General features: G+C 56.6%; 36 protein-coding genes and 1 pseudogene. 20 read left to right on the top strand and 17 right to left on the bottom strand.

Annotation, left to right across the window (positions count from 1 at the left end; genetic code table 11):
- Positions 1-23 precede the first annotated feature (23 nt).
- The 5 genes from MKS11_RS13020 (at position 24) to MKS11_RS13000 (ending at position 4990) form a co-directional block, all read left to right on the top strand.
- Positions 24-1082, top strand: a complete 1059-nt coding sequence (locus MKS11_RS13020; RefSeq protein ID WP_284109599.1) for a branched-chain amino acid ABC transporter substrate-binding protein — start codon at positions 24-26, stop codon at positions 1080-1082.
- 109 nt (positions 1083-1191) lie between these two features.
- A complete protein-coding gene (locus MKS11_RS13015) occupies positions 1192-2106 on the top strand; it encodes an ABC transporter permease subunit (protein WP_284109587.1) in 915 nt (304 codons plus the stop codon).
- Positions 2107-2115: 9 nt separating this feature from the next.
- A complete protein-coding gene (gene livM / locus MKS11_RS13010; RefSeq protein WP_004203256.1) occupies positions 2116-3402 on the top strand; it encodes a high-affinity branched-chain amino acid ABC transporter permease LivM in 1287 nt (428 codons plus the stop codon).
- Positions 3399-4274: an ABC transporter ATP-binding protein gene (locus tag MKS11_RS13005; protein ID WP_004203255.1), complete on the top strand. Its 876-nt coding sequence runs from the start codon at positions 3399-3401 to the stop codon at positions 4272-4274. The genes livM and MKS11_RS13005 overlap by 4 nt, the downstream gene beginning before the upstream one ends.
- Positions 4271-4990, top strand: a complete 720-nt coding sequence (locus MKS11_RS13000) for an ABC transporter ATP-binding protein (protein ID WP_023290181.1) — start codon at positions 4271-4273, stop codon at positions 4988-4990. The genes MKS11_RS13005 and MKS11_RS13000 overlap by 4 nt, the downstream gene beginning before the upstream one ends.
- Positions 4991-4995: 5 nt before the next feature.
- Here the strand turns inward: MKS11_RS13000 and MKS11_RS12995 are convergent, their stop codons facing one another.
- Positions 4996-5889, bottom strand: coding sequence for a LysR substrate-binding domain-containing protein (locus MKS11_RS12995; RefSeq protein WP_004203253.1), 894 nt, complete (start codon positions 5887-5889; stop codon positions 4996-4998).
- 283 nt (positions 5890-6172) lie between these two features.
- Between MKS11_RS12995 and pckA the strand changes: the two genes are divergently transcribed.
- Complete coding sequence (pckA, locus tag MKS11_RS12990) at positions 6173-7816, top strand: phosphoenolpyruvate carboxykinase (ATP) (RefSeq protein WP_087771226.1); 1644 nt, start codon at positions 6173-6175, stop codon at positions 7814-7816.
- Positions 7817-7865: 49 nt separating this feature from the next.
- Here the strand turns inward: pckA and MKS11_RS12985 are convergent, their stop codons facing one another.
- Positions 7866-8342 (bottom strand): GNAT family N-acetyltransferase, encoded by a 477-nt coding sequence (locus MKS11_RS12985; RefSeq protein ID WP_087771227.1) that lies wholly within the window; start codon positions 8340-8342, stop codon positions 7866-7868.
- A gap of 99 nt (positions 8343-8441) precedes the next feature.
- On the opposite strand from MKS11_RS12985, the gene MKS11_RS12980 reads away from it, so the two are divergent.
- The 3 genes from MKS11_RS12980 (at position 8442) to MKS11_RS12970 (ending at position 11817) form a co-directional block, all read left to right on the top strand.
- Positions 8442-9374 (top strand): LysR family transcriptional regulator, encoded by a 933-nt coding sequence (locus tag MKS11_RS12980; RefSeq protein ID WP_025999206.1) that lies wholly within the window; start codon positions 8442-8444, stop codon positions 9372-9374.
- A 326-nt stretch (positions 9375-9700) separates the two neighbouring features.
- Complete coding sequence (locus tag MKS11_RS12975; protein WP_284109585.1) at positions 9701-10996, top strand: MFS transporter; 1296 nt, start codon at positions 9701-9703, stop codon at positions 10994-10996.
- Positions 10997-11007: 11 nt separating this feature from the next.
- Complete coding sequence (locus MKS11_RS12970; protein WP_163620393.1) at positions 11008-11817, top strand: substrate-binding domain-containing protein; 810 nt, start codon at positions 11008-11010, stop codon at positions 11815-11817.
- On the opposite strand, the pseudogene MKS11_RS12965 reads toward MKS11_RS12970, so the two are convergent.
- From MKS11_RS12965 to MKS11_RS12895, 15 genes and pseudogenes are all read right to left on the bottom strand, one after another.
- A pseudogene (locus MKS11_RS12965) lies at positions 11792-12028 on the bottom strand (LysR substrate-binding domain-containing protein); the annotation flags it as partial. The gene MKS11_RS12970 and the pseudogene MKS11_RS12965 overlap by 26 nt on opposite strands.
- Positions 12029-12057: 29 nt before the next feature.
- Positions 12058-13320 (bottom strand): site-specific integrase, encoded by a 1263-nt coding sequence (locus MKS11_RS12960; RefSeq protein ID WP_047718826.1) that lies wholly within the window; start codon positions 13318-13320, stop codon positions 12058-12060.
- A 42-nt stretch (positions 13321-13362) separates the two neighbouring features.
- Positions 13363-13608, bottom strand: a complete 246-nt coding sequence (locus tag MKS11_RS12955; RefSeq protein ID WP_023283988.1) for an excisionase family protein — start codon at positions 13606-13608, stop codon at positions 13363-13365.
- Positions 13609-13611: 3 nt separating this feature from the next.
- On the bottom strand, positions 13612-13830 hold the full coding sequence (locus MKS11_RS12950; protein ID WP_284109584.1) for a TraR/DksA C4-type zinc finger protein: 219 nt from the start codon (positions 13828-13830) through the stop codon (positions 13612-13614).
- Positions 13827-14435 (bottom strand): hypothetical protein, encoded by a 609-nt coding sequence (locus MKS11_RS12945; RefSeq protein ID WP_284109583.1) that lies wholly within the window; start codon positions 14433-14435, stop codon positions 13827-13829. Before MKS11_RS12945 ends, MKS11_RS12950 begins: the two co-directional genes overlap by 4 nt.
- A complete protein-coding gene (locus tag MKS11_RS12940) occupies positions 14432-14653 on the bottom strand; it encodes a hypothetical protein (RefSeq protein WP_016529280.1) in 222 nt (73 codons plus the stop codon). Before MKS11_RS12940 ends, MKS11_RS12945 begins: the two co-directional genes overlap by 4 nt.
- Complete coding sequence (locus tag MKS11_RS12935; protein WP_284109582.1) at positions 14650-15177, bottom strand: phage N-6-adenine-methyltransferase; 528 nt, start codon at positions 15175-15177, stop codon at positions 14650-14652. The genes MKS11_RS12940 and MKS11_RS12935 overlap by 4 nt, the downstream gene beginning before the upstream one ends.
- Positions 15174-15332, bottom strand: a complete 159-nt coding sequence (locus tag MKS11_RS12930; RefSeq protein WP_284109581.1) for a DUF1317 family protein — start codon at positions 15330-15332, stop codon at positions 15174-15176. Before MKS11_RS12930 ends, MKS11_RS12935 begins: the two co-directional genes overlap by 4 nt.
- Positions 15329-16009: a lambda exonuclease family protein gene (locus MKS11_RS12925; RefSeq protein ID WP_284109580.1), complete on the bottom strand. Its 681-nt coding sequence runs from the start codon at positions 16007-16009 to the stop codon at positions 15329-15331. The genes MKS11_RS12930 and MKS11_RS12925 overlap by 4 nt, the downstream gene beginning before the upstream one ends.
- Positions 16006-16851 carry a phage recombination protein Bet gene (bet, locus tag MKS11_RS12920; protein ID WP_284109579.1) on the bottom strand — a complete coding sequence of 282 codons (846 nt, stop codon included), beginning with the start codon at positions 16849-16851 and terminating at the stop codon, positions 16006-16008. Before bet ends, MKS11_RS12925 begins: the two co-directional genes overlap by 4 nt.
- 15 nt (positions 16852-16866) lie before the next feature.
- On the bottom strand, positions 16867-17151 hold the full coding sequence (gamL, locus tag MKS11_RS12915; protein ID WP_016529276.1) for a host nuclease inhibitor GamL: 285 nt from the start codon (positions 17149-17151) through the stop codon (positions 16867-16869).
- A gap of 88 nt (positions 17152-17239) precedes the next feature.
- Entirely contained in the window at positions 17240-17434 is a 195-nt protein-coding gene (locus tag MKS11_RS12910; RefSeq protein ID WP_004151303.1) for a hypothetical protein, read from the bottom strand.
- Positions 17427-17552, bottom strand: coding sequence for a hypothetical protein (locus tag MKS11_RS12905; RefSeq protein ID WP_020805577.1), 126 nt, complete (start codon positions 17550-17552; stop codon positions 17427-17429). Before MKS11_RS12905 ends, MKS11_RS12910 begins: the two co-directional genes overlap by 8 nt.
- Before the next feature lie 122 nt (positions 17553-17674).
- Positions 17675-18304: an Nmad5 family putative nucleotide modification protein gene (locus tag MKS11_RS12900; protein WP_065953849.1), complete on the bottom strand. Its 630-nt coding sequence runs from the start codon at positions 18302-18304 to the stop codon at positions 17675-17677.
- A gap of 228 nt (positions 18305-18532) precedes the next feature.
- Positions 18533-19165, bottom strand: a complete 633-nt coding sequence (locus MKS11_RS12895) for a LexA family transcriptional regulator (protein WP_019704102.1) — start codon at positions 19163-19165, stop codon at positions 18533-18535.
- 99 nt (positions 19166-19264) lie between these two features.
- Between MKS11_RS12895 and MKS11_RS12890 the strand changes: the two genes are divergently transcribed.
- The 11 genes from MKS11_RS12890 to MKS11_RS12840 are packed head-to-tail and all read left to right on the top strand — an operon-like array spanning position 19265 to position 24344.
- Complete coding sequence (locus tag MKS11_RS12890; protein ID WP_023284762.1) at positions 19265-19480, top strand: helix-turn-helix domain-containing protein; 216 nt, start codon at positions 19265-19267, stop codon at positions 19478-19480.
- 49 nt (positions 19481-19529) lie between these two features.
- Positions 19530-19814: a CII family transcriptional regulator gene (locus tag MKS11_RS12885; RefSeq protein ID WP_101978744.1), complete on the top strand. Its 285-nt coding sequence runs from the start codon at positions 19530-19532 to the stop codon at positions 19812-19814.
- Positions 19815-19848: 34 nt separating this feature from the next.
- Positions 19849-20703: a replication protein gene (locus MKS11_RS12880; protein WP_284109578.1), complete on the top strand. Its 855-nt coding sequence runs from the start codon at positions 19849-19851 to the stop codon at positions 20701-20703.
- 2 nt (positions 20704-20705) lie between these two features.
- Positions 20706-21560 (top strand): ATP-binding protein, encoded by an 855-nt coding sequence (locus MKS11_RS12875; RefSeq protein WP_284109577.1) that lies wholly within the window; start codon positions 20706-20708, stop codon positions 21558-21560.
- Positions 21557-21856, top strand: a complete 300-nt coding sequence (locus MKS11_RS12870) for a protein ren (protein ID WP_284109576.1) — start codon at positions 21557-21559, stop codon at positions 21854-21856. The genes MKS11_RS12875 and MKS11_RS12870 overlap by 4 nt, the downstream gene beginning before the upstream one ends.
- Positions 21853-22350 carry a hypothetical protein gene (locus tag MKS11_RS12865; protein WP_284109575.1) on the top strand — a complete coding sequence of 166 codons (498 nt, stop codon included), beginning with the start codon at positions 21853-21855 and terminating at the stop codon, positions 22348-22350. The genes MKS11_RS12870 and MKS11_RS12865 overlap by 4 nt, the downstream gene beginning before the upstream one ends.
- On the top strand, positions 22347-22610 hold the full coding sequence (locus MKS11_RS12860) for a DUF4752 family protein (RefSeq protein ID WP_264970914.1): 264 nt from the start codon (positions 22347-22349) through the stop codon (positions 22608-22610). Before MKS11_RS12865 ends, MKS11_RS12860 begins: the two co-directional genes overlap by 4 nt.
- Positions 22603-23025 (top strand): ead/Ea22-like family protein, encoded by a 423-nt coding sequence (locus MKS11_RS12855; protein ID WP_284109574.1) that lies wholly within the window; start codon positions 22603-22605, stop codon positions 23023-23025. Before MKS11_RS12860 ends, MKS11_RS12855 begins: the two co-directional genes overlap by 8 nt.
- The gene (locus MKS11_RS12850) at positions 23025-23201 is read left to right on the top strand and encodes a hypothetical protein (RefSeq protein WP_020804655.1); all 177 of its coding nucleotides are present in this window, start codon (positions 23025-23027) and stop codon (positions 23199-23201) included. The genes MKS11_RS12855 and MKS11_RS12850 overlap by 1 nt, the downstream gene beginning before the upstream one ends.
- The gene (locus MKS11_RS12845) at positions 23198-24112 is read left to right on the top strand and encodes a DUF551 domain-containing protein (RefSeq protein ID WP_284109573.1); all 915 of its coding nucleotides are present in this window, start codon (positions 23198-23200) and stop codon (positions 24110-24112) included. The genes MKS11_RS12850 and MKS11_RS12845 overlap by 4 nt, the downstream gene beginning before the upstream one ends.
- Positions 24105-24344, top strand: a complete 240-nt coding sequence (locus MKS11_RS12840; RefSeq protein WP_159174749.1) for a hypothetical protein — start codon at positions 24105-24107, stop codon at positions 24342-24344. The genes MKS11_RS12845 and MKS11_RS12840 overlap by 8 nt, the downstream gene beginning before the upstream one ends.
- Positions 24345-24370 lie beyond the last annotated feature (26 nt).

Here is a 24370-nt window from a genome sequence, read left to right as displayed (position 1 = left end):
TTGTGATAGCAGGTTGTATGAGCATGGCCTTTTACGCCCAGGCTGACGTAAAGATCGGCGTCGCCGGGCCCTTCACCGGCCCCAACGCTACCTACGGCGCCCAGTACTGGAAAGGGGCCTCGCAGGCGGTGGCTGATATCAATGCCGCCGGCGGCATCAAAGGCGAAAAAATTGTGCTGGTGCAGGGGGATGACGCGTGCGAACCGAAACAGGCGGTAGCGGTGGCTAACCGGCTGGTGGACGAAGCGAAAGTCTCCGCCGTGGTGGGGCACTTTTGCTCTTCCTCAACGATGCCGGCCACCGAGGTGTATGACGAAGCCGGGATCCTGACCATTACCCCCGGCTCCACCAACCCGCAGATCACCGAGCGCGGCATGAAGGATCTCTTCCGCATGTGTGGTCGCGACGATCAACAGGGGGCGATTGCCGCCAACTATATGCTGGACGTGCTGAAGGCGAAGAAAATTGCCGTCATCCATGATAAAGACACCTATGGCCAGGGGCTGGCCGATGCCACCCGCGCAGCGCTGGCGAAGCGGGGCACCAAAGAAGTGTTGTACGAAGGCCTCTCCCGCGGTGAAAAAGACTTTAACGCCCTGGTGACCAAGATCGGCGCCCTCAAGCCGGACGTGGTCTACTTTGGCGGCTGCCACCCTGAGGCCGGCCCGCTGGTGCGCCAGATGCGCGAGCAGGGAGTGCAGGCTAAATTCTTCTCCGGCGACTGTATCGTCACCGAGGAGCTGGTGACGGCCGCCGGCGGGCCGCAGTTCACCAACGGCGTGCTGATGACCTTTGGTCAGGACCCGCGCACCCTCCCGGAAGGCAAAGCGGTGATCGAGAAGTTCCGCGCCAGCGGCTTTGAGCCAGAAGGCTATACCCTCTACGCCTACGCCTCCATTCAGGCTATTGCCGCGGCCTGGAACGCCGTCGGCACCGATAACGCCAAAGCCAGCGACTGGCTGAAGAACCACGACGTCGAGACGGTGATGGGCAAGAAAGCCTGGGATGGCAAAGGCGACCTCAAGGTGTCCGACTACGTGGTCTATCAGTGGGATGACAAGGGCAAATATCACCAGCTCTGATCGGCCACGACCTGAGGACGTTCTGTCCTTTTGACTTGCGAATCGTCACATGACGGCGGTCGACCGGGTACCCATCCCGGCGGCCGTCGGCCTGGCGGCTGGAGGGGCTATGACGGCGTTTTTTCTGCAACAACTGATCAATGGGTTGACGCTGGGGGCGGTGTACGGCTTAATCGCCATCGGCTACACCATGGTGTATGGGATCATCGGCATGATCAACTTCGCCCACGGCGAGGTGTATATGGTCTCCGCCTACCTGTGCGCCATCGGCCTGGCGCTGCTCTCTTTCTTCGGGATCCACTCCTTTCCGCTGCTGATTTTCACCACCCTGGTGTTCACCATCGTGGTCACCGGCGTGTACGGCTGGGCGATCGAGCGCATCGCCTACCGGCCGCTGCGCAACTCGACGCGCCTGGCGCCGCTGATCTCGGCTATCGGGATGTCGCTGATCCTGCAGAACTATGTCCAGCTGAGCCAGGGGCCGAACCAGCAGGGGATCCCGACGCTGCTCAGCGGCGCGCTGCGCATGACGGTGGGCGATGGGGTGGTGCAGATCACCTGGACCAAGGTGTTTATTCTCGTCGCGGCGCTGGCGGGGATGCTGATCCTGACCTGGATTATTCAGTACACCCGGCTGGGGCGCATCTGCCGTGCCACCCAGCAGGACCGGCGCATGGCGGCGATCCTTGGCATCAATACCGACCGGGTGATCTCCCTGGTGTTTGTCATCGGCGCGGCGATGGCCGGCCTGGCCGGGGTGCTGGTGACCATGAACTACGGCACCTTCGACTTCTACATCGGATTTATTATCGGCATCAAAGCCTTCACCGCCGCGGTGTTGGGCGGGATTGGCTCGCTGCCGGGCGCGATGCTGGGTGGTCTGCTGCTTGGGGTGGCCGAAGCCCAGTTCGCCGGAATGGTGAATTCAGATTACAAAGACGTTTTTTCCTTTGCGCTGCTGGTGGCGATCCTGATTTTTCGCCCGCAGGGGCTGCTGGGTCGTCCGCTGGTGGCCAAGGTCTGAGGGGGCTCTATGGGTGAACTGACGCGCCAGCCTGCGCGGGAAATCAAAAGCGCGCTGATCGACAGCGTGCTGGCCGGTCTTTGCGCATTAATTGTCTTTGGCCCGATCGTCGGCGTGGTGCTCAAAGGGTATGGCTTTACCCTCGCGCCCGCGCGGGTGGCGATCCTGGTGGCGGTGGTGATGGCCGGCAGGCTGGCGCTCAGCCTGCTGCTGCAGAGCCACCGGGGAAAAGCCTTTATTGCCCGCTTTGAGGGGGCGGATGACGGGGTGTACGTCCGGCCGCCGGGCTACCGCTCGCGGCTGCGCTGGATAATGCCGATGCTGGTGGGCCTGGCCATTGTCTTTCCGTTTCTCGCCACAAAATATCTGCTGACCGTGGCCATCCTTGGGCTGATCTACGTCCTGCTCGGCCTGGGGCTGAATATCGTCGTGGGGCTCGCGGGGCTGCTCGATCTGGGCTATGTGGCGTTCTATGCCATCGGCGCCTACGGCCTGGCGCTGGGCTACCAGTACCTCGGGCTCGGCTTCTGGGCGATGCTGCCGCTGGGGGCGGTGATGGCGGCCCTCGCCGGGGCATTGCTCGGCTTTCCGGTGTTGCGCATGCATGGCGACTACCTGGCTATCGTCACCCTCGGCTTTGGCGAAATTATCCGCCTGGTGCTCAACAACTGGGTGAGCTTCACCGGCGGCCCTAACGGCGTACCGGTGCCGTCCCCTACGCTGTTTGGCCTCGAATTTACCCGCCGGGCTAAGGATGGCGGCATCCCCGTCCATGAGTTCTTCCACGTCAGTTACAACCCCAACCTGAAATTCATCTTTCTCTACGCCGTGCTGTGCCTGGTGGTGATGCTGGTGCTGCTGGTGAAGCATCGCCTGACGCGGATGCCCATCGGCCGCGCCTGGGAGGCGCTGCGCGAGGATGAGATCGCCTGTCGGGCGATGGGGCTCAACCACGTGCTGGTCAAGCTCTCGGCGTTTATGCTCGGCGCGTCGACCGCCGGCATCGCCGGGGTGTTCTTCGCCAGCTATCAGGGATTTGTTAACCCGACGTCGTTCACCTTTTTTGAGTCGGCGCTGATCCTGGCGATTGTGGTGCTGGGAGGAATGGGCTCCACCCTGGGGGTGGTGCTGGCGGCGTTTGTCCTGACGGTCACCCCGGAGCTGCTGCGCGGGTTTGACGAATATCGCGTGCTGCTGTTTGGCGTACTGATGGTGATGATGATGATCTGGCGGCCGCGCGGCCTGGTGCGCACCAGCCGCAGCGGGGTAGCGTGGCGAAAAGGAGTCGCGCCATGACCGACAGCATCTTACGCGTTGAGCATCTGATGATGCATTTCGGCGGCATCAAAGCGCTGAATGACGTCAATCTGGAGGTGGAGCGGGGGTCGATCACCGCCCTGATCGGCCCCAACGGCGCGGGCAAAACCACGGTATTTAACTGCCTGACCGGCTTTTATCGGGCGACGGGGGGGAGCATCGTGCTGCGGGCGCGGGAAAAGGTCACCGATGTCATTCAGGTGCTGGGGCAAAAGCTTCACCCGGACGATTTTCTCCACCCGGCGCAGCTGGGGCGGCGGATCTATTACAAGATGTTCGGCGGCACCCATCTGGTGAACCGTGCCGGCCTGGCGCGTACCTTCCAGAATATTCGCCTGTTCCGCGAGATGTCGGTGATTGAGAACCTGCTGGTGGCCCAGCATACCCAGGTTAACCGCCATCTGCTGGCCGGGATCCTCAATACTCGCGGCTATCGGCAGGCGGAGAGTCAGGCGCTGGATCGCGCTTTTTACTGGCTGGAGGTGGTGGATATGGTGGACTGTGCCAACCGTCTGGCGGGAACGCTTTCCTACGGACAGCAGCGGCGGCTGGAGATCGCCCGCGCCATGTGCACCCGCCCGGAGATGATCTGTCTGGATGAGCCGGCGGCCGGACTCAACCCGGTGGAAACCCAGGCGCTGAGCCGGATTATCCGCTTTCTGCGTCAGCAGCACGGCATCACGGTGCTATTGATCGAACATGATATGGGGATGGTGATGGAGATTTCGGATCATATCATCGTGCTCGACCACGGGGACGTCATCGCCCGCGGCGCGCCGCAGGCGATCCAGGCCAACGCCAGCGTGATTGCCGCCTATCTTGGCGCTGAGGAAGAGGAGACGCGCCGATGAGCCAGCCACTGCTTGCCTTTGATGAGGTGGATGTCTTCTACGGGCCGATCCAGGCCCTGAAGCAGGTCTCCCTGACCGTCAACGAGGGGGAGACGGTGGCGCTGATTGGCGCCAACGGCGCGGGTAAATCGACGCTGCTGATGTCGGTATTCGGGCAGCCGCGTATTGCCGGCGGGGAGATTTTCTATCGCGGGGAGGCGATCAGCCGGAAATCGACCCACTTTATCGCCAGCAACGGCATCGCCCAGGCCCCGGAAGGGCGGCGCATCTTTCCCGATATGACCGTCGAGGAGAATCTGCTGATGGGGACTATTGCCATTGGCAACCGCTATCAGGCCGAGGACAAGGCCCGGATGTACCAGCTGTTCCCCCGGCTGGAAGAGCGGCGGGGACAGCGGGCGATGACCCTCTCCGGCGGCGAACAGCAGATGCTGGCCATCGCCAGGGCGCTGATGAGCCGGCCGCGCCTGCTGCTGCTGGATGAGCCGAGCCTGGGACTGGCGCCGCTGGTGGTGAAGCAGATATTTCAGATCCTGCGCGAGCTGACGGCCCAGGGGATGACGCTGTTTCTGGTGGAGCAGAACGCCCGCCATGCCCTCAACCTGTCGGACCGCGCCTACGTGATGGTGAACGGCCAGATCCGCCTGAGCGGTAGCGGCCAGGCGCTGCTCAACGACCCGGAGGTGCGTAAGGCGTATCTGGGGATCAGCGGCTGAGAGAGTTAATCCTGCGCTTCGTTACGGGTTTTAATGTGCTGCCAGAAACGTTCGGCGGCCTGGTTAAGCCGCGAGCCGGAGCGGTAGAGCCAGGCGCCGATCGGCAGCGACAGGCTCTCATCGAGGATCGTCAGTCGGCCTTCGTCCAGCTCGCGCTGAATAGAGTACTGCGGCAGCCAGCCCACGCCGTCGCCATTGAGGATCATGCGCTTGAGCAGCTCGCTCATGGAAGAGACAAAGGTGAGAGAGAAGGTGATCTCCGGCGTGCGGTCGATCACCTGGTTCACCTGGCGCCCCATATAGCTGTCGTTGGCGTATTTCATCAGCGGCAGCACGCCGCGATGTAAATGAAACAGCGGCCGGCCATGTTCGTCGCAGGGAGAGACCAGGTGCAGATAAGAATCAAAAATTTTATGATTAATAAACGGATAGTTCATCAATTCTTCATTATAGAAGGAGAGGATAAAATCGCTTTTTCCCTCTTTCAGGTTAAATACGGCGTCGTTGACGTTAATCGATTCAACATGAAAAGTCTTATTTTTACGGTCGGTGTAACCGGCGATGATCTCGGGCAGTAATAACACCGACAGCGAAGGGGCCGCGTCGATTCTTATTTTCTGGGTAGTGTTATTTAAGCCTTTAATACGGCTGATCTGAAAATCCATGTCATCGAGCATATTTCGCGCATAGCCGACAAAAATTTTCCCGCGGTTGGTCAGCTGCAGAGGGTTGGCGCTGCGATCGAAGATGCTGAATCCGAGGGAAGCCTCCAGCGACTGGATGCGTCGGCTGAACGAGGACTGCGAGATGTTGCGGGCTTTGGCCGCCAGGGTAAAGCTGCGCGACTCCTCGAGGGCAATCACATCATACAGCCATTTTACTTCCAGATTTGCCAACACCGATCCAGTCCTCAAAAACGCAATAAAGGCTATGCAATTTTAGCATAGCGCATAGAAACTATGCAATTAACATAATTATCGACAGGTGTTAACATTTTTTGGAAAGTTGAGATTTATGAATGCGTATCGGCAACCCTACATGAGCACGATATGAAATCGCGACTCACGGTTATTTATTGCTTTATTTCATTGCCCCGGAATTATCTTATTCAATAGCGGGCGACGAAGACGAAAGCAATGAATAACCCAGGCCTCTTACCTTAAATAGTTTGTCAGGAGTTCCATGTCACAACAAATTGAATCAGTAAAAATGGCTCTGCAGGAGCTGGGGATTAATGCAAGCGGCGAATTGTTTTACAACCCTGATTACGATTTGCTTATTGCACATGAAACCTCCCCTGAGCTGACCGGCGCGGCCCGCGGCGTGATGACCGACTCTGGCGCTGTGGCAGTGGATACCGGTATCTTCACCGGCCGCTCGCCGCGCGATAAATATATCGTCAGAGACGAGCAGACTCGCGACACCGTATGGTGGGCTGACTCCGGCCTCGGCCGCAATGACAATAAGCCATTATCGCCAGACGTGTGGCGCAGCCTGAAAAGCCTGGTCGCAGGCCAGCTGAGCGGCAAAAAACTGTACATCATCGACGCCTGGTGCGGCGCCAGCCCGGACACCCGCCTTGGCGTGCGCTTCGTTACCGAGGTGGCGTGGCAGGCCCACTTTGTCAAAAACATGTTTATCGTGCCGAGCGCCGACGAGCTGGCCAGCTTTACGCCAGACTTCGTGGTGCTCAACGGCGCCGGCTGCACCAATGCCAACTGGCAGGCGCAGGGCATGAACTCCGAGAACTTCGTCGCCTTTAACCTGAGCGAGCGTATTCAGCTCATCGGCGGCACCTGGTACGGCGGCGAAATGAAAAAAGGGATGTTCTCGGTCATGAACTACCTGCTGCCGCAGAAAGGCATCGCGTCGATGCACTGCTCGGCCAACCGTGGCGAAGCAGGGGACGTCGCGCTGTTCTTCGGCCTCTCCGGTACCGGCAAAACCACGCTGTCCACCGACCCGCATCGTCAGCTGATTGGCGATGACGAGCACGGCTGGGACGATGACGGGGTATTTAACTTCGAAGGCGGCTGCTACGCCAAGACCATTAATCTCGACCCGCAGGCGGAGCCGGAGATTTATGGCGCCATCCGCCGCAATGCGCTGCTGGAAAACGTGGTGGTGCGCGCCGACGGCAGCGTGGATTATGCCGACGGCAGCAAAACCGAGAATACCCGCGTCTCCTATCCGCTGTCGCATATCGACAATATCGTCAAGCCGGTGTCCCGCGCAGGCCATCCGTCGAAGGTCATTTTCCTTGCCGCTGACGCGTTTGGCGTCCTGCCGCCGGTCTCCCGTCTGACCACCGAGCAGATGCAGTACCATTTCCTGTCGGGCTTCACCTCGAAGCTGGCGGGCACCGAGCGTGGCATTACCCAGCCGACGCCGACCTTCTCCGCCTGCTACGGCGCGGCGTTCCTGCTGCTTCACCCGACCCAGTACGCCAGCGTCCTGGCGGCGAAGATGGCGGAATCCGGTGCGGAAGCCTGGCTGGTCAACACCGGCTGGAACGGCGAGGGCAAACGCCTGTCGCTGCGCGATACCCGCAGCATCATTAGCGCAATCTTCAACGGTACCACCGGCCCGCTGCGCGATGAGGCCATCCCGGTATTCAATCTTGCGATCCCGCAGAGCATTCCGGGAGTCGACAGCGCGGTGCTGGATCCGCGTAATGGCTGGAGCTCAGCGGATAAGTGGCAGGAGAAGGCGGAGAGTCTGGCTCAGCTGTTTATGGATAACTTTAAGCAGTACAGCGATACCGAAGCGGGTGCGCGTCTGGCGCTGGCCGGTCCGCAGCTGCAGAATAGCGCGGTCGAAGCCTGATCCACGGCCAGCAGGTCGACGCCTGGCGGCGACCTGCTGGCGAGCCGCTTTACTCCGCAAAGGCCCGCAGCGCATCGCCCGTGAGGCGATAACGCACCCACTCATCCTGCGGCTGCGCGCTAATGCTCAGATAGAAATCAATCGCCGGCTGGTTCCAGTCGAGCACGCTCCACTCCAGACGCCCGCACTGACGCTGTACAGCATATTGCGCGATGGTTTTCAGTAGCGCTTTCCCGGCGCCGATCCCGCGATAGTCGGGGGTCACGTACAGATCTTCCATATAGATGCCATTGCGGCCAAGCCAGGTGGAGTAGCTGGTGAAGAACACGGCGTAGCCCACCGCTTTGCCCGCCACTTCGCAGATCAGCGCCTCAGTTTTGCTGCTGCTGGCAAACAGCGTCTCTCTGATCTCCTCTGCCGTCGTCACCACCTCTTCGGGGGCTTTCTCGTAGACCGCGAGTTCATAAATCATGTCGTAAATGGCGGTGGCGTCGTCCGGGGTGGCCTGGCGGATCGTGATGCTCATGGGTCGTCCTGTCTGAATGGTATCAAGGAAAGCAACATTGCTGACCCAGAGCATAAGCGGTATTGTGAAAAGAATTAAGTGCAATGAAATCAGCAAATGATGAATATTATGCATCCAGTCCTGCGCCGGATTGACCTCAACCTGCTGCCGGTGTTTGACGCGGTCTATCGCTCCCGCTCGGTGCGCCTGGCAGCGGAAGAGCTGGCGATGAGCACCTCGGCGCTGAGCCATGCGCTCTCCCGGCTGCGCAGCGCCCTCAACGACCCGCTGTTCTATCGCGAAGGCCACCGGATGTGTCCCAGCGTCTATGCCAGCCAGCTGGCGCCCTCTATCGCTTCGGCGCTGAAATTTCTCAATCAGGAGCTGACGCCGCCGGCGGCGTTTGTGCCGAGCGCCAGCACCGACTGCATGCAGATTGCGATCACCGATTTCACCGCATTCTGCGTCTTTCCGACGCTGATGCACCGCCTGCAGCGGGAGGCGCCCGGGCTGCGGTTTGAGCTTCGTTATCTGCCCCATAGCCCGGCGCTGACCGAGCTGCTGGCGGGCGAGGTCGACCTGGCTCTCGGGTTCAACACCCCTGACGAGCCAGCCCATCCCGATCTTGAGGAGATCAACTGGCTGCGGGACGAATATGTGGTCATCAGTCAGGCTGACCGCACGGCGCTGACCCTGGACGCCTATCTTGCGGCCCGTCATCTGGTGGTAACCCCGTGGAATGAGCGGCAGGGGGTGCTGGACTGCGAGCTGGAGCGGCAGGGCTATTCGCGGCAGGTGGCGGTGAAAACGCCCTCGATGCTGAGCGCCCCCTTTATTATTGAGCAGAGCGATCTGCTGATGGCGCTGCCCCGGCGGGCGGCGGAGACGATGGCCCGCGCCGCCCGGCTGACCATTTTCCCGCTGCCGTTTCCGGTTCCCCCGTTTGACGTCAAGATTTACGCCCATAAACGCAGTGGGAAACGCGAGGCCACCCGCTGGCTGATCTCCCTGTTGCAGACGCTGGGGAACGTCGCCGCGGCGCCGGCGCCCTGAGGCCACATCCAGGTTATTAACCTGTCGCCGCTGCGCATCGCGTTAACCGTCCCGGACCGGGCATGTCTTATACCGTCGGGGGCGCAACCGCGTACCCTGGCCTCGGTCACAAAACGGAAAACTCACATTTTCATCTCCACCACCGATGCTGAGGGTACAGAAAGTGTTAAGTGATTGTATATAAAAGTAATGTTAATTGGCTAAATGTTATTTATGCGTAAATTGCATCAATGGATGCGTTTATTACGCTTATTTCATACCGGGTTCTGTTTCAGTCTTCAGCAACAGGCGCGCGACAACGCGTGGATAACAAACTGGAGACCTGCATGCATTCGACAACCTCACTGATGAGTACCCGTGATCGGCTCGGCGCCATTCTGCGCGTCACGTCCGGTAACTTTCTCGAACAGTTCGACTTTTTCCTGTTCGGGTTTTATGCCACCTACATCGCACATACCTTTTTTCCGGCCAGCAGTGAATTCGCCTCGCTGATGATGACCTTTGCGGTCTTTGGCGCCGGCTTTCTGATGCGGCCCATCGGCGCCATCGTGCTTGGCGCCTATATCGACAAGGTAGGGCGGCGCAAAGGGCTGATTGTGACCCTGACGATCATGGCCACCGGCACCTTCCTGATCGTGCTGATCCCCTCTTACCAGACCATTGGCCTGTGGGCGCCGTGGCTGGTGCTGATCGGCCGTCTGCTGCAGGGCTTCTCCGCCGGCGCTGAGCTGGGCGGGGTATCCGTCTATCTGGCCGAGATCGCCACCCCGGGCCGCAAAGGGTTTTACACCAGCTGGCAGTCGGGCAGCCAGCAGGTCGCCATCATGGTGGCGGCCGCGATGGGCTTTGCCCTCAACGCCGTACTGGAGCAGAGCGCCATCAGCGACTGGGGATGGCGTATTCCGTTCCTTTTTGGCTGCCTGATCGTGCCGTTCATTTTTGTGCTGCGCCGTAAGCTGGAGGAGACTCAGGAGTTTACTGCCCGCCGCCATCACCTGGCGATGCGCCAGGTGTTCGCCACCCTGCTGGCGAACTGGCAGGTGGTCATCGCGGGGATGATGATGGTGGCGATGACCACCACCGCGTTCTACCTGATCACCGTCTATGCGCCGACCTTTGGCAAAAAAGTGCTGATGCTCAGCGCCTCTGACAGCCTGCTGGTCACGCTGCTGGTGGCGATTTCCAACTTCTTCTGGCTGCCGGTGGGCGGGGCGCTGTCCGACCGCTTTGGCCGCCGGCCGGTGCTGATTGCCATGACCCTGCTGGCGCTGGCTACCGCCTGGCCTGCGCTGACCATGCTGGCGAACGCGCCGAGCTTTTTGATGATGCTGAGCGTGCTGCTGTGGCTGTCGTTTATCTACGGCATGTACAACGGGGCGATGATCCCGGCGCTGACCGAAATTATGCCCGCCGAAGTGCGCGTGGCAGGCTTCTCGCTGGCCTATAGCCTGGCGACCGCAGTGTTTGGCGGCTTCACGCCGGTGATCTCCACGGCGCTGATCGAATATACCGGTGATAAAGCCTCCCCTGGCTACTGGATGAGCTTTGCCGCCGTCTGCGGTCTGCTGGCCACCTGCTACCTCTATCGCCGCAGCGCCGTCGCGCTGCAGACGGCACGTTAATCAGGGAGAGGATGATGCGTAAAACGACAGGAACCCTGCTGGCCACGCTGCTGCTGGCTGCCACCGGCGGCAGCGCGCTGTCCGCTGAGGTCACCGTGATGATCTCCGGCGGCTTCAAAGCGGCGCTGGAAAAGCTGGCCCCGGCGTGGGAAAAACAAACTGGCAACCATCTCGTGGTGATCCCCGGCCCGTCAATGGGGAAAACGCCGCAGGCGATCCCTAACCGCCTGGCGCGGGGCGAACACGCGGACGTGGTGATTATGGTCGGCGACGCGCTGACCAGCCTTGAGAAAGCGGGCCGAACGCAGCCGGATTCGCGCCGGGAGCTGGCCGACTCGCCCATCGGCGTGGTGGTGAAAGCGGGAGCGCCGCTGCCGGCCATCCGCAGCGCAGACCAGCTGCGGGCGGCGCTGCTGGCTGCCCCGTCGGTCGCGTACTCCGACAGCGCCAGCGGACGCTATGTCAGCTCGACGCTGTTCCACCGCCTGGGCATTGATGAGGCGATGCAGAGCAAAGCGCAGATGGTGGAGCGTATTCCGGTGGCCTCGGAAGTGGCGAGGGGAAGTTATGCGATCGGTTTTCAGCAGGTGAGCGAACTGCTGCCAGTGCCCGGAGTAACCTTCGTCGGCGAACTGCCGGATAACCTGCAGTACATCACCCGCTTTGCCGGGGCGGTGACCGTCAGCGCCGACCACCCGCAGGAAGGAAAGGCGCTGCTAACCTATCTGGCCTCACCGGCGGCGCAGGAGACCATCCACGCCACCGGTATGCGAAGCGTGGCCGCCGCTGCGCCGGTCAGCCAGAAGGATACTGTTCAATAATCAGCTTCTCCAGCTCTGCCGCTACGTAGGACTGAATACGGCCGCTGAGGCGGATCAGGCCTACCGTGCGGGTGACCACCGGGTCGGTGAGCGGCACGGCGCGGAGAACGGAATGCTCCCCAGCGGGCATTGACATCGCGGGTACGGCGGCAATGCCGATGCCCGCTTCCACCATCCCCAGCATCGTGGTGATATGACGAGAGTGATTAATTACCTTGTTGATATATAAGCTTATTGCTCTCAAATAACTATGCATTGGGGCATGGGTGGGGCAAAGTCCGATAATTTCTGGTTCAACAAAGCAATCTGATCGCTGTTACTGTCGGCCATCCAGGCGCCGTAGACATTGAAAACCATTTGGGCGCTTGTGTGCCCCATCTGGCTCGCAATGAAGCTGGGGTTGGCCCCGGCTGACAGTGACCAGCAGGCATAAGTGTGTCTGGACTGATATGCTTTGCGATGCCTTAAACCAGCTCGTTTCAGCGCCGCCTCCCATGAGTCACCAATTGAATCAACCTTGTAATGATAACCAACGTTACTGCTTTTTCTGACCAGCTGAGGATTGAACACAAATGTACAGTCATGAATAGCCGTTCGGCCATACTCCCGTAGTTGTACCTCAATCTGATACTGCTTTCCCAGTCTGGTCATTTCCGCCTGGTTCCTCAAAGCGTCAATGGCTGGTTTGATCAGATGCACGACCCTGTCGGTGCCGGCTTCGGTTTTTGGTGGAGTGAAATCACCGAGTTTCGTATAATTTCGGCGTATGGTCATCGTTCCAGCTTTCAGATCTATGTCTTCCCATGCAAGGGAGACCAACTCACCGTGGCGTAATCCTGTGTAAACCGCAACGGACCACAGGTTTTTCGTTTGCTGATGCGGGCAGGCATCTATGAAACGAATAAATTCGTCACGAGTGAGTGGATCAGGTTCTATCCTGGCCCTTTTAAGCGGCCTGATTCCGTTAAATGGGTTTTCCCGGATATAACCATTATCAGCGGCAAACTGAAACATCCCCGCCATGGTGGTCATGTAATAGTTTGCTGTCGCCACACTCAAACCGTTCTTCACCGATCCCCCCGACAACATATCTTTCCTGACATACAACAGATCTTCCCTGTTCACGGATGAAGCAAGCTTGTTTCCACCAATCCTCAGCAGCATATTCCTTACAACCGATTCATATCGGTCCAGAGCATTAGCGCAGATCTCCAGCCGTTTCAGCTCCAGCCATTTTTCAGACAGAAATTTCACGGTGATATCTTTCTTGCAGATGCCGAAAGTTTTCAGATTTGGCGAATTGGGGAATTGCGCCGCATAGTCAAAGGTCCCCATGCGGATAGCGAAACAAACTGAAGTTCGCAGTTCCCCGGCCACCTTCCTGTTTTTAGCGGTGTCAGGGACACCGAGATTTTCCCTGACACGCTTACCTTTAAAAATGAACCATATGCGGAGTGATTTTCCGTGGTTCTCAACGCCCGTTGGGTATGATTCTTTACTCATTTATCCCTCCCGACGTCCAGGAGCGTTGCAAGTTTACCTGTTTCATACCGCCCGATCACCCAATGGTTGCTTTTGAGCCTGAATCCATGCGTCTACCGCTTTGCGGTTGTACATGCATTCGCTGGTTGGCTTTGGCTCTCCTTCAGGGGAAACGTGCTTATACTCACGCCCAAGCAGCCAGGATGATTTACGGGCCCGTGTAATAGTGCCGCGCTTCATCCCGGTGACCGCCATCAGCAAGTCCTCTGAAACCCATTCGTTTGGCTCGATCTGGATAATTGTCTGCATTTATCACCTCCGATGCTTGCCGCGTAATTCCTCTTCTTCCTGACAGTCAGCGCAGCGCTGGCATCCCGCCACCAGTTCCCGGCGCCGAGCCGGTATCTCTTCCCCGCAGTCTCGGCAGTGAGTAGCCGAAACTGCGTGGTGGTTGATGCGCATGTTCTGGATGGTCATTTCCGGCCGGCGCTCTGCCAGCTCGTTGGCCTGATCGATGAGTTCTGCGCTCATGCTGCACCGCCTTCAACGCGCTTAAACGAAATGACCCAAACCCAGGGATTAGCTTTCCAGCTTTCGTCGCCGTAGATGGATTCCCACAACTGCGCAAAGTTGTCATATGGCGTCATAACCTCGCCGCCGCTATCCGGGTCAGAGTATGTTGGCCGCCATCCGGTAAGCTCCAAGCCTTCAGCCTGAGCATCTTCTTGGCTAATACTGTTGAGCCGCTCGACACGCACGTCGGTGATTTCCAGCAGAATGCGGCTGGCCCAGCGCGGCATGTGGATAGATGGCACCCACTTGGCTGTGCATACCGTTTCCTTGCGCATATCATCAATCCAGTCGTGGTCTGCGCGATAGGTGAGGAGTCCGCCATATTTATTCCATGTTTCACGCACCCAGATGCGGTCACCGACGGCGCCGAACGGGCATGGGTGCCAGAAGTCGCAAGCATGCTCTGCATCTTCGCTCCACGGCCATTTGCTACCGTCTTCGCGCTCACCAATTTCAGTGAACCGAGTCTGTTTCCATTTGATAGGCCGCCGGGTCTGCGTCTTCCGGCCGCTCAGCAGCGCCCGCACCATCTCCCCGTTAAAAATCATTCCGCGTTCTTTCATGATTCCACTCCATACCGCCCATTCATGCGGCCAATAACACTGACAAATTTCACCAGACTGACACCCATAGGCCGGACCTTCTCGTAGTGCTTGCGAAGGATGGGGGGGCATACAGCGTTCCACTTCGGTTTAGGCTTCACGCTCATCGCTTTGGTTATCTCTTCTGCGCAGCGACGAGCCTGGGCGCGGAGAGCGTTTTCTTTTTCTTCAGGAGTCATGCTGCCTCCAGATTCCCGATCCGCTTTAACTCAGCCAGCGATACGGTCGTGATGATGTGTCGCGGGGTGATGTACGGGCGCCAGATAAACAGGAGCGAGCCTTTGGGGTTGCTCTGGCGCTTTCCTGTAACGGATGCCGGAACAAACTGAACACGGCCGCCGGTTATGAGCCTGAGTTCATCAGCTGATTGCATGGCTGAAATAAACCAGCCAGTAGAGATGTCAGCCGGCAGCAGCATCACTACATCCTGAGACTGCGCTCTGGATTGTTCGGCAGCCTTTTCCACCCACGGTCCGATATCGGAATAGGGCGGGTTACACCAGATCGCCCCGTATGACGTCCATTCACTGTTCAGCGAGTCATCCAGCTCAGTGAGATAGTGAGCGCATAGCGCATTACTCTCAGAGGCTGCAGCATCCAGCCAGAAGCCAAACTCGCGGTCGAGCGCGTTGAAAATTTCAATCGGTGTTTGCCAGTAGTCACGTTCATTTTTTGGAGTTTTCGACCCGCCGTAATCAGTCATTGCGCACCTCTTTTCGTGTCCAGCTCTTCAGCCAGCCGCTGAGCCTTTAACGGGTTTCTTACCACTTCACCCCATGGCATTAGCCAGCCACGATGAAGGACGGAGTACATGCACTTCACTCTTCCTACGGTTATGGCGTCGCGGTAATGTTTCATTTCCACTGCTCCCCGAAGGTGAAACCGATCTCCGACAGCGATTCATCCATCTTGCTGATGAACTCCGGCACCATTTCGTTGAAGTCGGACATGTATTTGTCGTCGCGCTCAACAACGACATGGTGAATGCCTTCTCGCTTCATGCGAGGGTCATAATTCGCGAAATACCAGGCATCCTTCCCGGTTACCCACATGCTGAATTGCACCTGGGCCATGTAGGCGGATTTGATAGCCTCGAAGCCGCCAAGCCGGAATTTCATGAAGTCGCGAGAGGTGAAAGGGCACTTCAGCTCAAGGCCGCGGCCATCACTGCACAGGCCATCAGGTGAGCAGGCGGTGCGCATGCCTTCGTCACGGAAAAGGATCGGCGACTCGATTACCTTCACGTCGGTGGTGAACTCAAACAGGGTGCGAGCGTCGGCCTCATACTGTTTCCCCCAGGCCAGCGCCTTGGCGTTAACTTCCGGCGCCGCGCCGGTGCAAACCTCTGCGAGCAGCGTGTGGAAATAAGACATTTTCATGTCAGTCCACTTGGTGCCTGATCTCGGCTTCGAAATGACGTTATGGACTTCCGAGGCGGTGATCACGCCCAGGCGTAATCGGTGCCAGGATTCATCACCCTGCTCAACGCGGGTAACGTCAATGCCAGTGCGTGCAAGGATAATTTCTGGTGTCATGCTGCCACCTGCGCTTTTTTCTGGAGGAAGCTAAAGCCTTTCTGCGCTTCTTCTTCGGTGAGCTGTGATGCCTGGAAAATGTCACGCTTGAAGATGTTGCTGCACAGAGGCAGGAAGTCCTGCTCCCAGTCCTTATTCAGGGAAGTCAGGAGGTCGGTAATTGCCTGCAGCGTTTCCTCACTGGCCACCAGGGGGAGCGCCTCTGTCGTGGTTCGCGGCGTTACGTCACGCGCATCCACTTCCAGCGTTTTACCTTCCATCTCTTCGGCAGTGGGCTGCTGGCCAATTTCAGGCCATGCCTTACGCAGAGCCTGAGCCTCGGCACACTTCGCCAACTGGCCGTAAGGGCGCTTTTTCCACATTGCGTTGGGCGCGGTAGTGTCGCGGCCGGCGGTGGCATAGTTCTCAACCCAGTATTCTTTCGCGCTGAATTCGACGATTTCCCCGCTCGGCATGCGCTTGCTGACCGTGTATTTGCACCATTGAGGTACGGTCACCTCAATACCGGTAAGCGTCAGAGTGACGTCCGGGCCGAACTCTGGTTCTTTTGCGCCAGCGTAATCACCGGAGCGATCGGCCTGAATCCGATAAAGCCCGATGCCAGGCATAACCACATCGCGCCACTCGCTTTTACCCGACTTCGAGTCCTTAACGCTCATTGGCACCAGATGAACGGGCTTCAGAAGCGGATCGAGGTTTCTGGCCCGGCAGTAGTCCAGCGCCATCATCACCGACTCATCCTTGGCGCCAGGATAAATACTGTTCTTGAGGGCGCTCCAGGTAGCGCCGTCAATTCCTCGCTCAGCAAGAGAGCTGGCTGTAATCATAAGTTCGTTAGCCATTGCTATTCCCCAAAGTTAAAACGGGCAGCCGGTGCGGTGATCCCAGTCGTATTCCGCCTGGGCGTAAGCTACTGCCGAGATGAGATCGTTATATGCCTCGCCAGCTGCATCGCTGCGGAGGCCTTCGTATGGGCTTTTGTCCATCGGTACAGAGAAGCGGAACAGGCCTGACGGCTCTTTCGGCAGGGCGTCGATAATTTCCTGCGCCCGATCGTCAATCCACTTTTGCTTCTCTTCGGTGAGCGACTGCTCAGCCCATTTCCGTTCTTCGATAGCGTCGTATGCGCGGTATGCGTTCATAGCTCGCTCCTGAAATTTGGTTGTAAGAATCCCGGCACCGTAATGGCTGCCTGATGGCTCAGTTAAATTCGTGCGCTGATATGCGCGGTTAATGCGTCCCGGCTGGTACCAGGTTCGGCTCAATGCTGCGTGAAGCGTATGGCCGGCGGATGTGGCGCAGATTTCCCTGCGGCTCATGCCAGTAGCTGCCGTCGCGATAGTCGAAGCTGACCAGCCAGGCGGCGCCGGTGCGGCGATTGCGCATCATCACGGCGCGTCCGTTGTTAGGAATTGAGTTAGCCATTGAACACCCCCGTAGCGTGCAGAATTTTGATAATCAACGCTGTCCAGATAACGCCGCAGATCAGCAGGCAGTAAATCAGTGAACGAATGCCTTGTTTGCTCATGCGACACCCCAGCAGAATTCGTAGCTAACCCAACCGACAGCAACCACAAGCACAGCAACCTTTAAACAAAACCGATGCCACGCAGGAATTTCATGTTCTCGGATCATTTGCCGCCCCTTAACTTGTGAAGAACCTAATTAGCCTTCTACCGATTCAGTTGGTAGACCAATTAACCGGTTAAGGTCGTCAACCTTCAGCGCGGGGAGGGTCACTTTGGCGCTGTCAACGTTTTCAGGTATCAGCTCTTTGCTTTCAGGCCACACCTCTACAAGGCGACTCAGCGTAGTAACGGATTTCAGAGCAGCCCAAACAGTCGCCTCAATTTCTTTTTTTCTGGAATTGAGCTTTTGCTCTTCGTCGATAATTGAATCAAACCGTTTGGTGATTTCATGCTCGGCGCCAAAAAGACACAGATCACGGTTTGGAGTGACCAGGAAAATTTCTTTCCCCTCAGCGCTTCTTCCGTATGAACACCAGCCAAGGCGTCGTCCAGAAATTGCAATATTGATTGAGCTTTGCGGATTTCCAGAAATGTGAAGCGAAGCGCCAGCACTGCGAAGCTCTGCCTCTAATTTCTCAAGCTTTTCATACTGCTTATCGACCTTGTCAGCCTGCTCTTTACCGCCAAAAGCAGCGATACGGGCATCTCTTGCAACTTCCTGGCGTTTAAGGTCAAGGGATTCAATAGCTGCGATAACCCCTGATTTTGCCAGCGCGTTTTTGGCAATCTGTTCGCGTAATGCATTCGTCAATCTTACTGATGTCATCTCTTCACCTTTGCCTTATCGCGGCTAACGGAGCGTTGTTACCTATTTCTGGCGCCAACGTTGTTGTTTGGATGGCTTAAATTTACAGATAAAACTGTATTTTCGTCAACAGACAAAACTGTATTTTTTGTCATTGATTACATATCTAACTGTAATGAAAGGTGATTTATTTTGATGGGGCGAAAAAAAACCGGCATACGCCGGTTCTATTCTGAGAGGGGGAGGGGTTTAGCGCTTTCTTCGATAGATTCTGTGTTCAATCATCACGCCGATGATTGTTAGTGGTTGATGCTCGCTACTGATAATCGGGTAATCATCATTCAATGGCACAAGCTCGAAATGCTGGCAGCCCAGGTGATCCGTGTAAGTAGGCCGATATTTTTTAAAGGTCGCTTGAGCCCCACCGTTTTTGGCCACAACAAACTCTCCGGGGGTTGGCTCAACTTCGGGGTCTACAATGATCACATCTCCAGCCTTGAAGTCTGGCTCCATCGAATCGCCTTCGATGCGTAAAGCAAAAGTAAAATCAGAAACTTCGTTGTCTGTAAGGATGTACTCAAAACTCCCATCAAATGCCTCAATGGGATTTTTTTCTGCGAGAGCCCCTGCCTGGACATAGCTTATGAGAGGCACCTTCTTGCTGCTAACTTCAGCAATAGGCATAAAGGCTCCGCCATTCATTAGCCAGTCAGGATCGCACTTTAGCGCCTTAGCTATGCCAATAATGTTACGCGGTTTTCTGGTGTCTCCCTTTTCAATGCTCTGCCATGACTGCTGCGTTATTCCGGCATTCAACGCTGCCTCGGTCTGCGTTAGACCGAGCTCAATTCTCTTTTGCTTTACGCGATCTGCAAGGCTCATAAATCCCTCTCAATGTATGCCTTGATATTCACAGTTAAAACTGTAATTGACAAACAGAAATAACTGTCACAGAATACAGATAAAACTGTAGGAGGTAACATGGAAACCATTTCGCAACGCCTCAAAAAAAAGCGCGAAGAGATGAATCTGTCTCAGGCGCAATTAGCAAAAAAAGTTGGCATGAGACAGCAGTCTCTGCAGGCAATTGAGGCCGGGACAACCAAGCGCCCACGTTATTTGTTCGAACTGGCAACTGCGCTCCATTGCGACCCTAAGTGGCTGCTTTATGGCGAGATGCCATCTCAATCTCAATAAGTTGCCGATTTAATCGGCCTTTCAAACACCACCAGAGGAAGTATCACAGATGGAGAATGCAATTAAACGCAATAAGGACAACGCACGTCGCATCGAGACATGGCTGCTGAATCGCATCTCTCTCATGGGAGGGAAAAAAGTGGCCATGGCTGTAGGCGTCAATGAGTCGCAGGTTACGCGCTGGAAATCATCATGGGTGCCGAAAATGGCGATGTTACTGGCTGTTCTTGAGTGGGGCGTTGTCGACGACGATCTGTCCCGTCTGGCAAAGGAGGTGGCAAGTCTTCTCAGAAAAGAGATGGCCCCAAAGTGCTCGAAACACTTTGAGGCCTGATGCGAATTAACTGGATCAATTCACAGGAGTAATTATGGCAAATACTGCCGAAGTAATCAATTTCCCTGTGCCTGTCGTGGCACTACAGGAGCTGCGCGTGGCAGATCTCGACGATGGGTTTACGCGCATCGCCAATGAGCTCCTTGAAGCTGTCATGCGTGCGGGTTTGTCGCAGCATCAGCTTTTGGTGTTCATGGCTGTCATGCGCAAAACATACGGCTTCAACAAGAAATCTGACTGGGTCAGTAACGAGCAGCTCTCGGAGCTGACCGGCATTCTCCCGCATAAGTGCTCAGCTGCAAAAAGCGTCCTGGTTAAGCGGGGGATATTAACTCAAACCGGTCGTGTTATCGGGATTAATAAAACGGTCAGCGAATGGTCATCTTTACCCGTAAAAGGTACAGAAAAGAAACCTTACCTGAAAAAGGTAACATTACCCGAATCAGGTAAGAAAAGTTTACCCGAATCAGGTAACGCCTATTACCAGAATCAGGTAAACACAAAAGACAAACATACAAAAGACAATAAAGACAATATTAATAACCCCCCTAAATCCCCCCGGGCGGTTTCGTTCGATGCGTTAGCTGTTCAGTTGCCTGACTGGCTTTCTGCAGAAATCTGGTCGTCATGGGTGGCATACCGTCGTGACCTGAAAAAGCCGATCAAGTCTCAGCAGACGGTCACCCAGGCTATCAACCTGCTGGACCGCTGCAGACTGAACGGTTACGCGCCCGAAGAAATTATCAACCGCAGCATCGCCAATGGCTGGCAAGGCCTGTTTGAGCCAAATGGTGCCAATCCTCAACCAAGTCAACAGGTGCGAGTTGCCGAAAATTTCGCAGGGAAGGATTACGGGCAGACTGAAATCCCATCATGGGCGAGGGACTGATCATGGAACTGGAAGAAAAAATCACTGCCATTGAGCGGATGCTTGATCAGCTGAGTAAGCCACCGGAAGACATCCCGAATTGCGAGGTGGTTATCGAGCGCGTCTGTTGCGAAAAGCATGGCGAGTATGAGCAGCGAAAGCGGATCCTGACCAGCAGCATCATCAATCTGCCATCACCACCGACACGCTGCCCGGGCTGCCTGGAAGACGAACTGAATTTTCTGAGGGATGAAAAGGTTCGCTGGGATAAGCGAGTTCGCCAGCAAACTGCAGAAAGGCTGCTTCGCCAGCTGGACATACCAGAGCGATTCTCCACGTGCACTCTGGACAGCTACAAGCCTGTTGGGAAGGATTCTGAGCGAGCATTACGGGTCTGCCAGGCCTACGCATCGAAATGGACTGATCGCCTCCAGCAGGGCGGTGGGTTGGTTATGTGTGGCAAGCCTGGTACCGGTAAAAACCACCTTGCGCTGGCCATTGCCCGTCATGTGATTGAGCACCACCAAAGCTCAGTCATTTTCACGACGGCGCTCAAGATTGCCCGGGAGTTTAAATCGACCTGGTCAAAAACAGCCACGCGCACTGAGGATGAGGTGATCTCCTACTTCACGAAGCCAGACCTTCTGATTGTCGATGAGGTTGGTGTGCAGTTTGGCAGCGAAGCCGAGAAGATGATCATGTTTGAAATCATCAACACCCGCTACGAGCGCCTGAGGCCGACGATCCTGATCAGCAACCTGCCGAAGGATGAGCTGACGCAGTTTATCGGCGAGCGCGTTCTTGATCGCATGAGCGACGGCGGCGGATGCACGCTCTCATTCACCTGGGATTCTTACCGCTCCAAGGGGGCAGCATGAAAGGCAAACAGGCAATTCTGCGTTATCTCGAAACGCACAGGACATTTACCGCGAAGGATGTGGCCACAGAGTGCGGCATGACCATCAACTGCATCACGAAGAATGCGCTCGATCTGGAGCGGGCCCGCAAGATTGTCCTGGTGAGCAAGGTCTGGCGAACGGTGACTTATCGCCTGGCGACACCGGAAGAACAGGATGGTACCGCGCGCAGCTGCACTAACGGAATATTTCAGGAGTGCCGTAACAGTGCGGTGATGAAACGGTTACTGGCTGTTTACGGGAGAACATCAGCATGACTATCACACTACAGGCAGTAAACGAGCTCATTCAGTCGCTGGAGAGCGCAGGCGAGCTGTCAATCAGAGAGCAGAAGTTCCTGAAGCTGGCGAAAGCGTACCAGCAGCTGGCGGCGGAGAATGTGGAGATGAAGCAGATCATTGACTCCGTAACCAACCTGGATAACGAACCTCAGTACCACGACGAAGGCATGGGGTGCGGACTGGAAGACCGAGGTATTACTGACCGGTACGATGCCTGCCGCTATGGCTGGGATGAAGCTATGGAGCGGATATACGGCGAAGTGATCCCATGTGCCGATGAGCTGGATTTTTCCGCCACCGATGCCTACCTGGCCGGGATTAAGGCTGATGGGGTGGAGGAGTTCATTGGTCGCCTGCAGCAGTGTGTCGATGAGGGTGATTTTGTAGGCGATGAAGTTGACGTAATTGTTGGCGCTATCGACTGCGGCAAGGAATTTTGCGAGCAACTGCGCGAGGGGGCCGACAAATGAGCCTCGCTACTTATCTCAATACCGGTTTAGCCATTCTGGGGTGGGCATACATCATGGTTAAAACAGGCCAGTGGATTACCAAAAATGCTCTGAGGCAGTGGGACAAGCGTCGTAAGGAATCTCGCCGCCAGAAAGCTGTGAATGAGTTTTATGACGCCTTTGAGCTTAACAGCCTGGAACCTGGCTCGACCATTCGCCTGGCCACTAAAGGCGACCTGACAATCATGATGTTCCGCAGCGAGGGAAAGTCCAATGACTGATATCAACGAACTGGCGCAGAGCCTGAAAGCGGCAGCAGAGAAGGCCACTCAGGGGAACTGGAGAGCATTCCAATACCACGACGGTCGTTGTGGTATTGGCGGAGGCCATAACGCTGAAATTATGGTGTGTGAGCACATCAGCAAAGAACGCCCGCATGATGCTATGTTCATCGCCCTGGCCAGCCCTGCCAACGTTCTCGCGCTGGTAGAGGCGCTGGAGAAGGCGCAGCAGCGCATTGCCAAGCTGGAGTCACGCACCGTCAACGTGAAGCTTCCAACCACAATAGAGCCAACCGCGTTCTCTCCGTGGGTGGCAAAGGCATTTTACCAATTCCATAAGGATACGGTTAAGTCATGTTTTGCGGTGTTTTCAGATGCATGCGCAGCCGCTGGCATCAAGGTGGAGGCTGAGTGATGTTCAAAATCGAAAGTTCCGAACAACGCCTCAAGCGGGTTCTCACAGAAAACGCCGGTAAATTCACCATCGACGAAGACGGCGGAATCCATACCAACTGGCAGCATCCAGAAGTGCAGGAAACCATGCGCAGGCACTTTGAGGCGCTCAGCAAAATTAAGGTGGACCGGAAATGAGCGAATTTTCACGAGAAACACTACTCAACATTATCGAGACTGACCATGTGCAATGCGGTGAGGCTTCGGCATTGGCCCGCATGGCGCTGGCCGCAATGGACAGCAGCGAGTCGGTTGAACTGCCTCTTGACTACCTGCAGGGACACAAAGACGGTCTGGAGTGGGCTGCTCGACTGGCAGAAGCCAATCACCCTGAGACCGGAGACTGGCTTTACGATGACCCTATCGAGCTGGCAAAAGCTATTCGCAAAGGTCCAGATATGCCGCCAGTGCAGCCGGCGCCGGTAGTGCCTGACGATGTGCTGAAGGCGTTGCAGAAGGTTGCGCGAATACGCCTTGATATGGATGGCTTCGACGGTGATCGCCGTGGCATCGCTGATTGCCTGTGTGATGCCGAAGAGGCGTTAATCGAGGTGGTAAACCGACGTGCCGCCATGTTTAACCATCCCGAGCAACACCTCGACATGGTAGACCATTCTGGTGATGTCAACGAAAAGGGCGGGGATGGCAACTCTCAGGTGATTCCGGATGGTTGGACATGCAACGATAAAGCAAACGCAGCGCTGATGATGCTTGATCGGATTGAAACGGTAGACCCTGTTGATGATGACCGTATCGACGGCATTAAGCGCATTGTTCGTGAGCTCGCAGCCGCCCCGCATGATACCCCCGCTCTGAACTCGGTGCAGAGCGTCGTTACCGTGCCGGGTAAATGGATTCCGGTAAGCGAGCAGATGCCGGAAGTTGGCGACATCGTGCTTACCGCAATGGGAGGGGTAGTTAACGTTGGCGAAACGGAGTGCTCTGCTGCAAATTGTCGTTTCTTCACGTCAGTTATTTCCGGTAGAGAGTTACCAGCGACTCACTGGATGCCGCTGCCAGCCGCCCCGAAGGAGGTGAAAGGTGAATAAGGTCGAACTGCTTAAGAAGATATCGGCACTCGCTACTGAATGCCACACGCTGGCCTGTGAGCTTGATATTGGTGATGAGCGAACCGAAATGTTCGAAATCTACGGCGTGCTGCACAACCTCGGTCGCCGTGGGTACGCCTGCCAGGTAGGGCGGCGCATGAATCCGCTTCTCGCTTCCTGCGATGACGACGAGGATGAGGAAGATGACGATTGGGATGAGGATGACGACTGATGCCTAAATCCCCCGCAGAACGCAAA

The sequence above is a fragment of the Klebsiella sp. K5-45 genome, from assembly GCF_030128605.1.
Lineage (GTDB): Bacteria > Pseudomonadota > Gammaproteobacteria > Enterobacterales > Enterobacteriaceae > Klebsiella > Klebsiella quasipneumoniae.
This window is presented reverse-complemented; position numbering and strand designations above follow the sequence as displayed.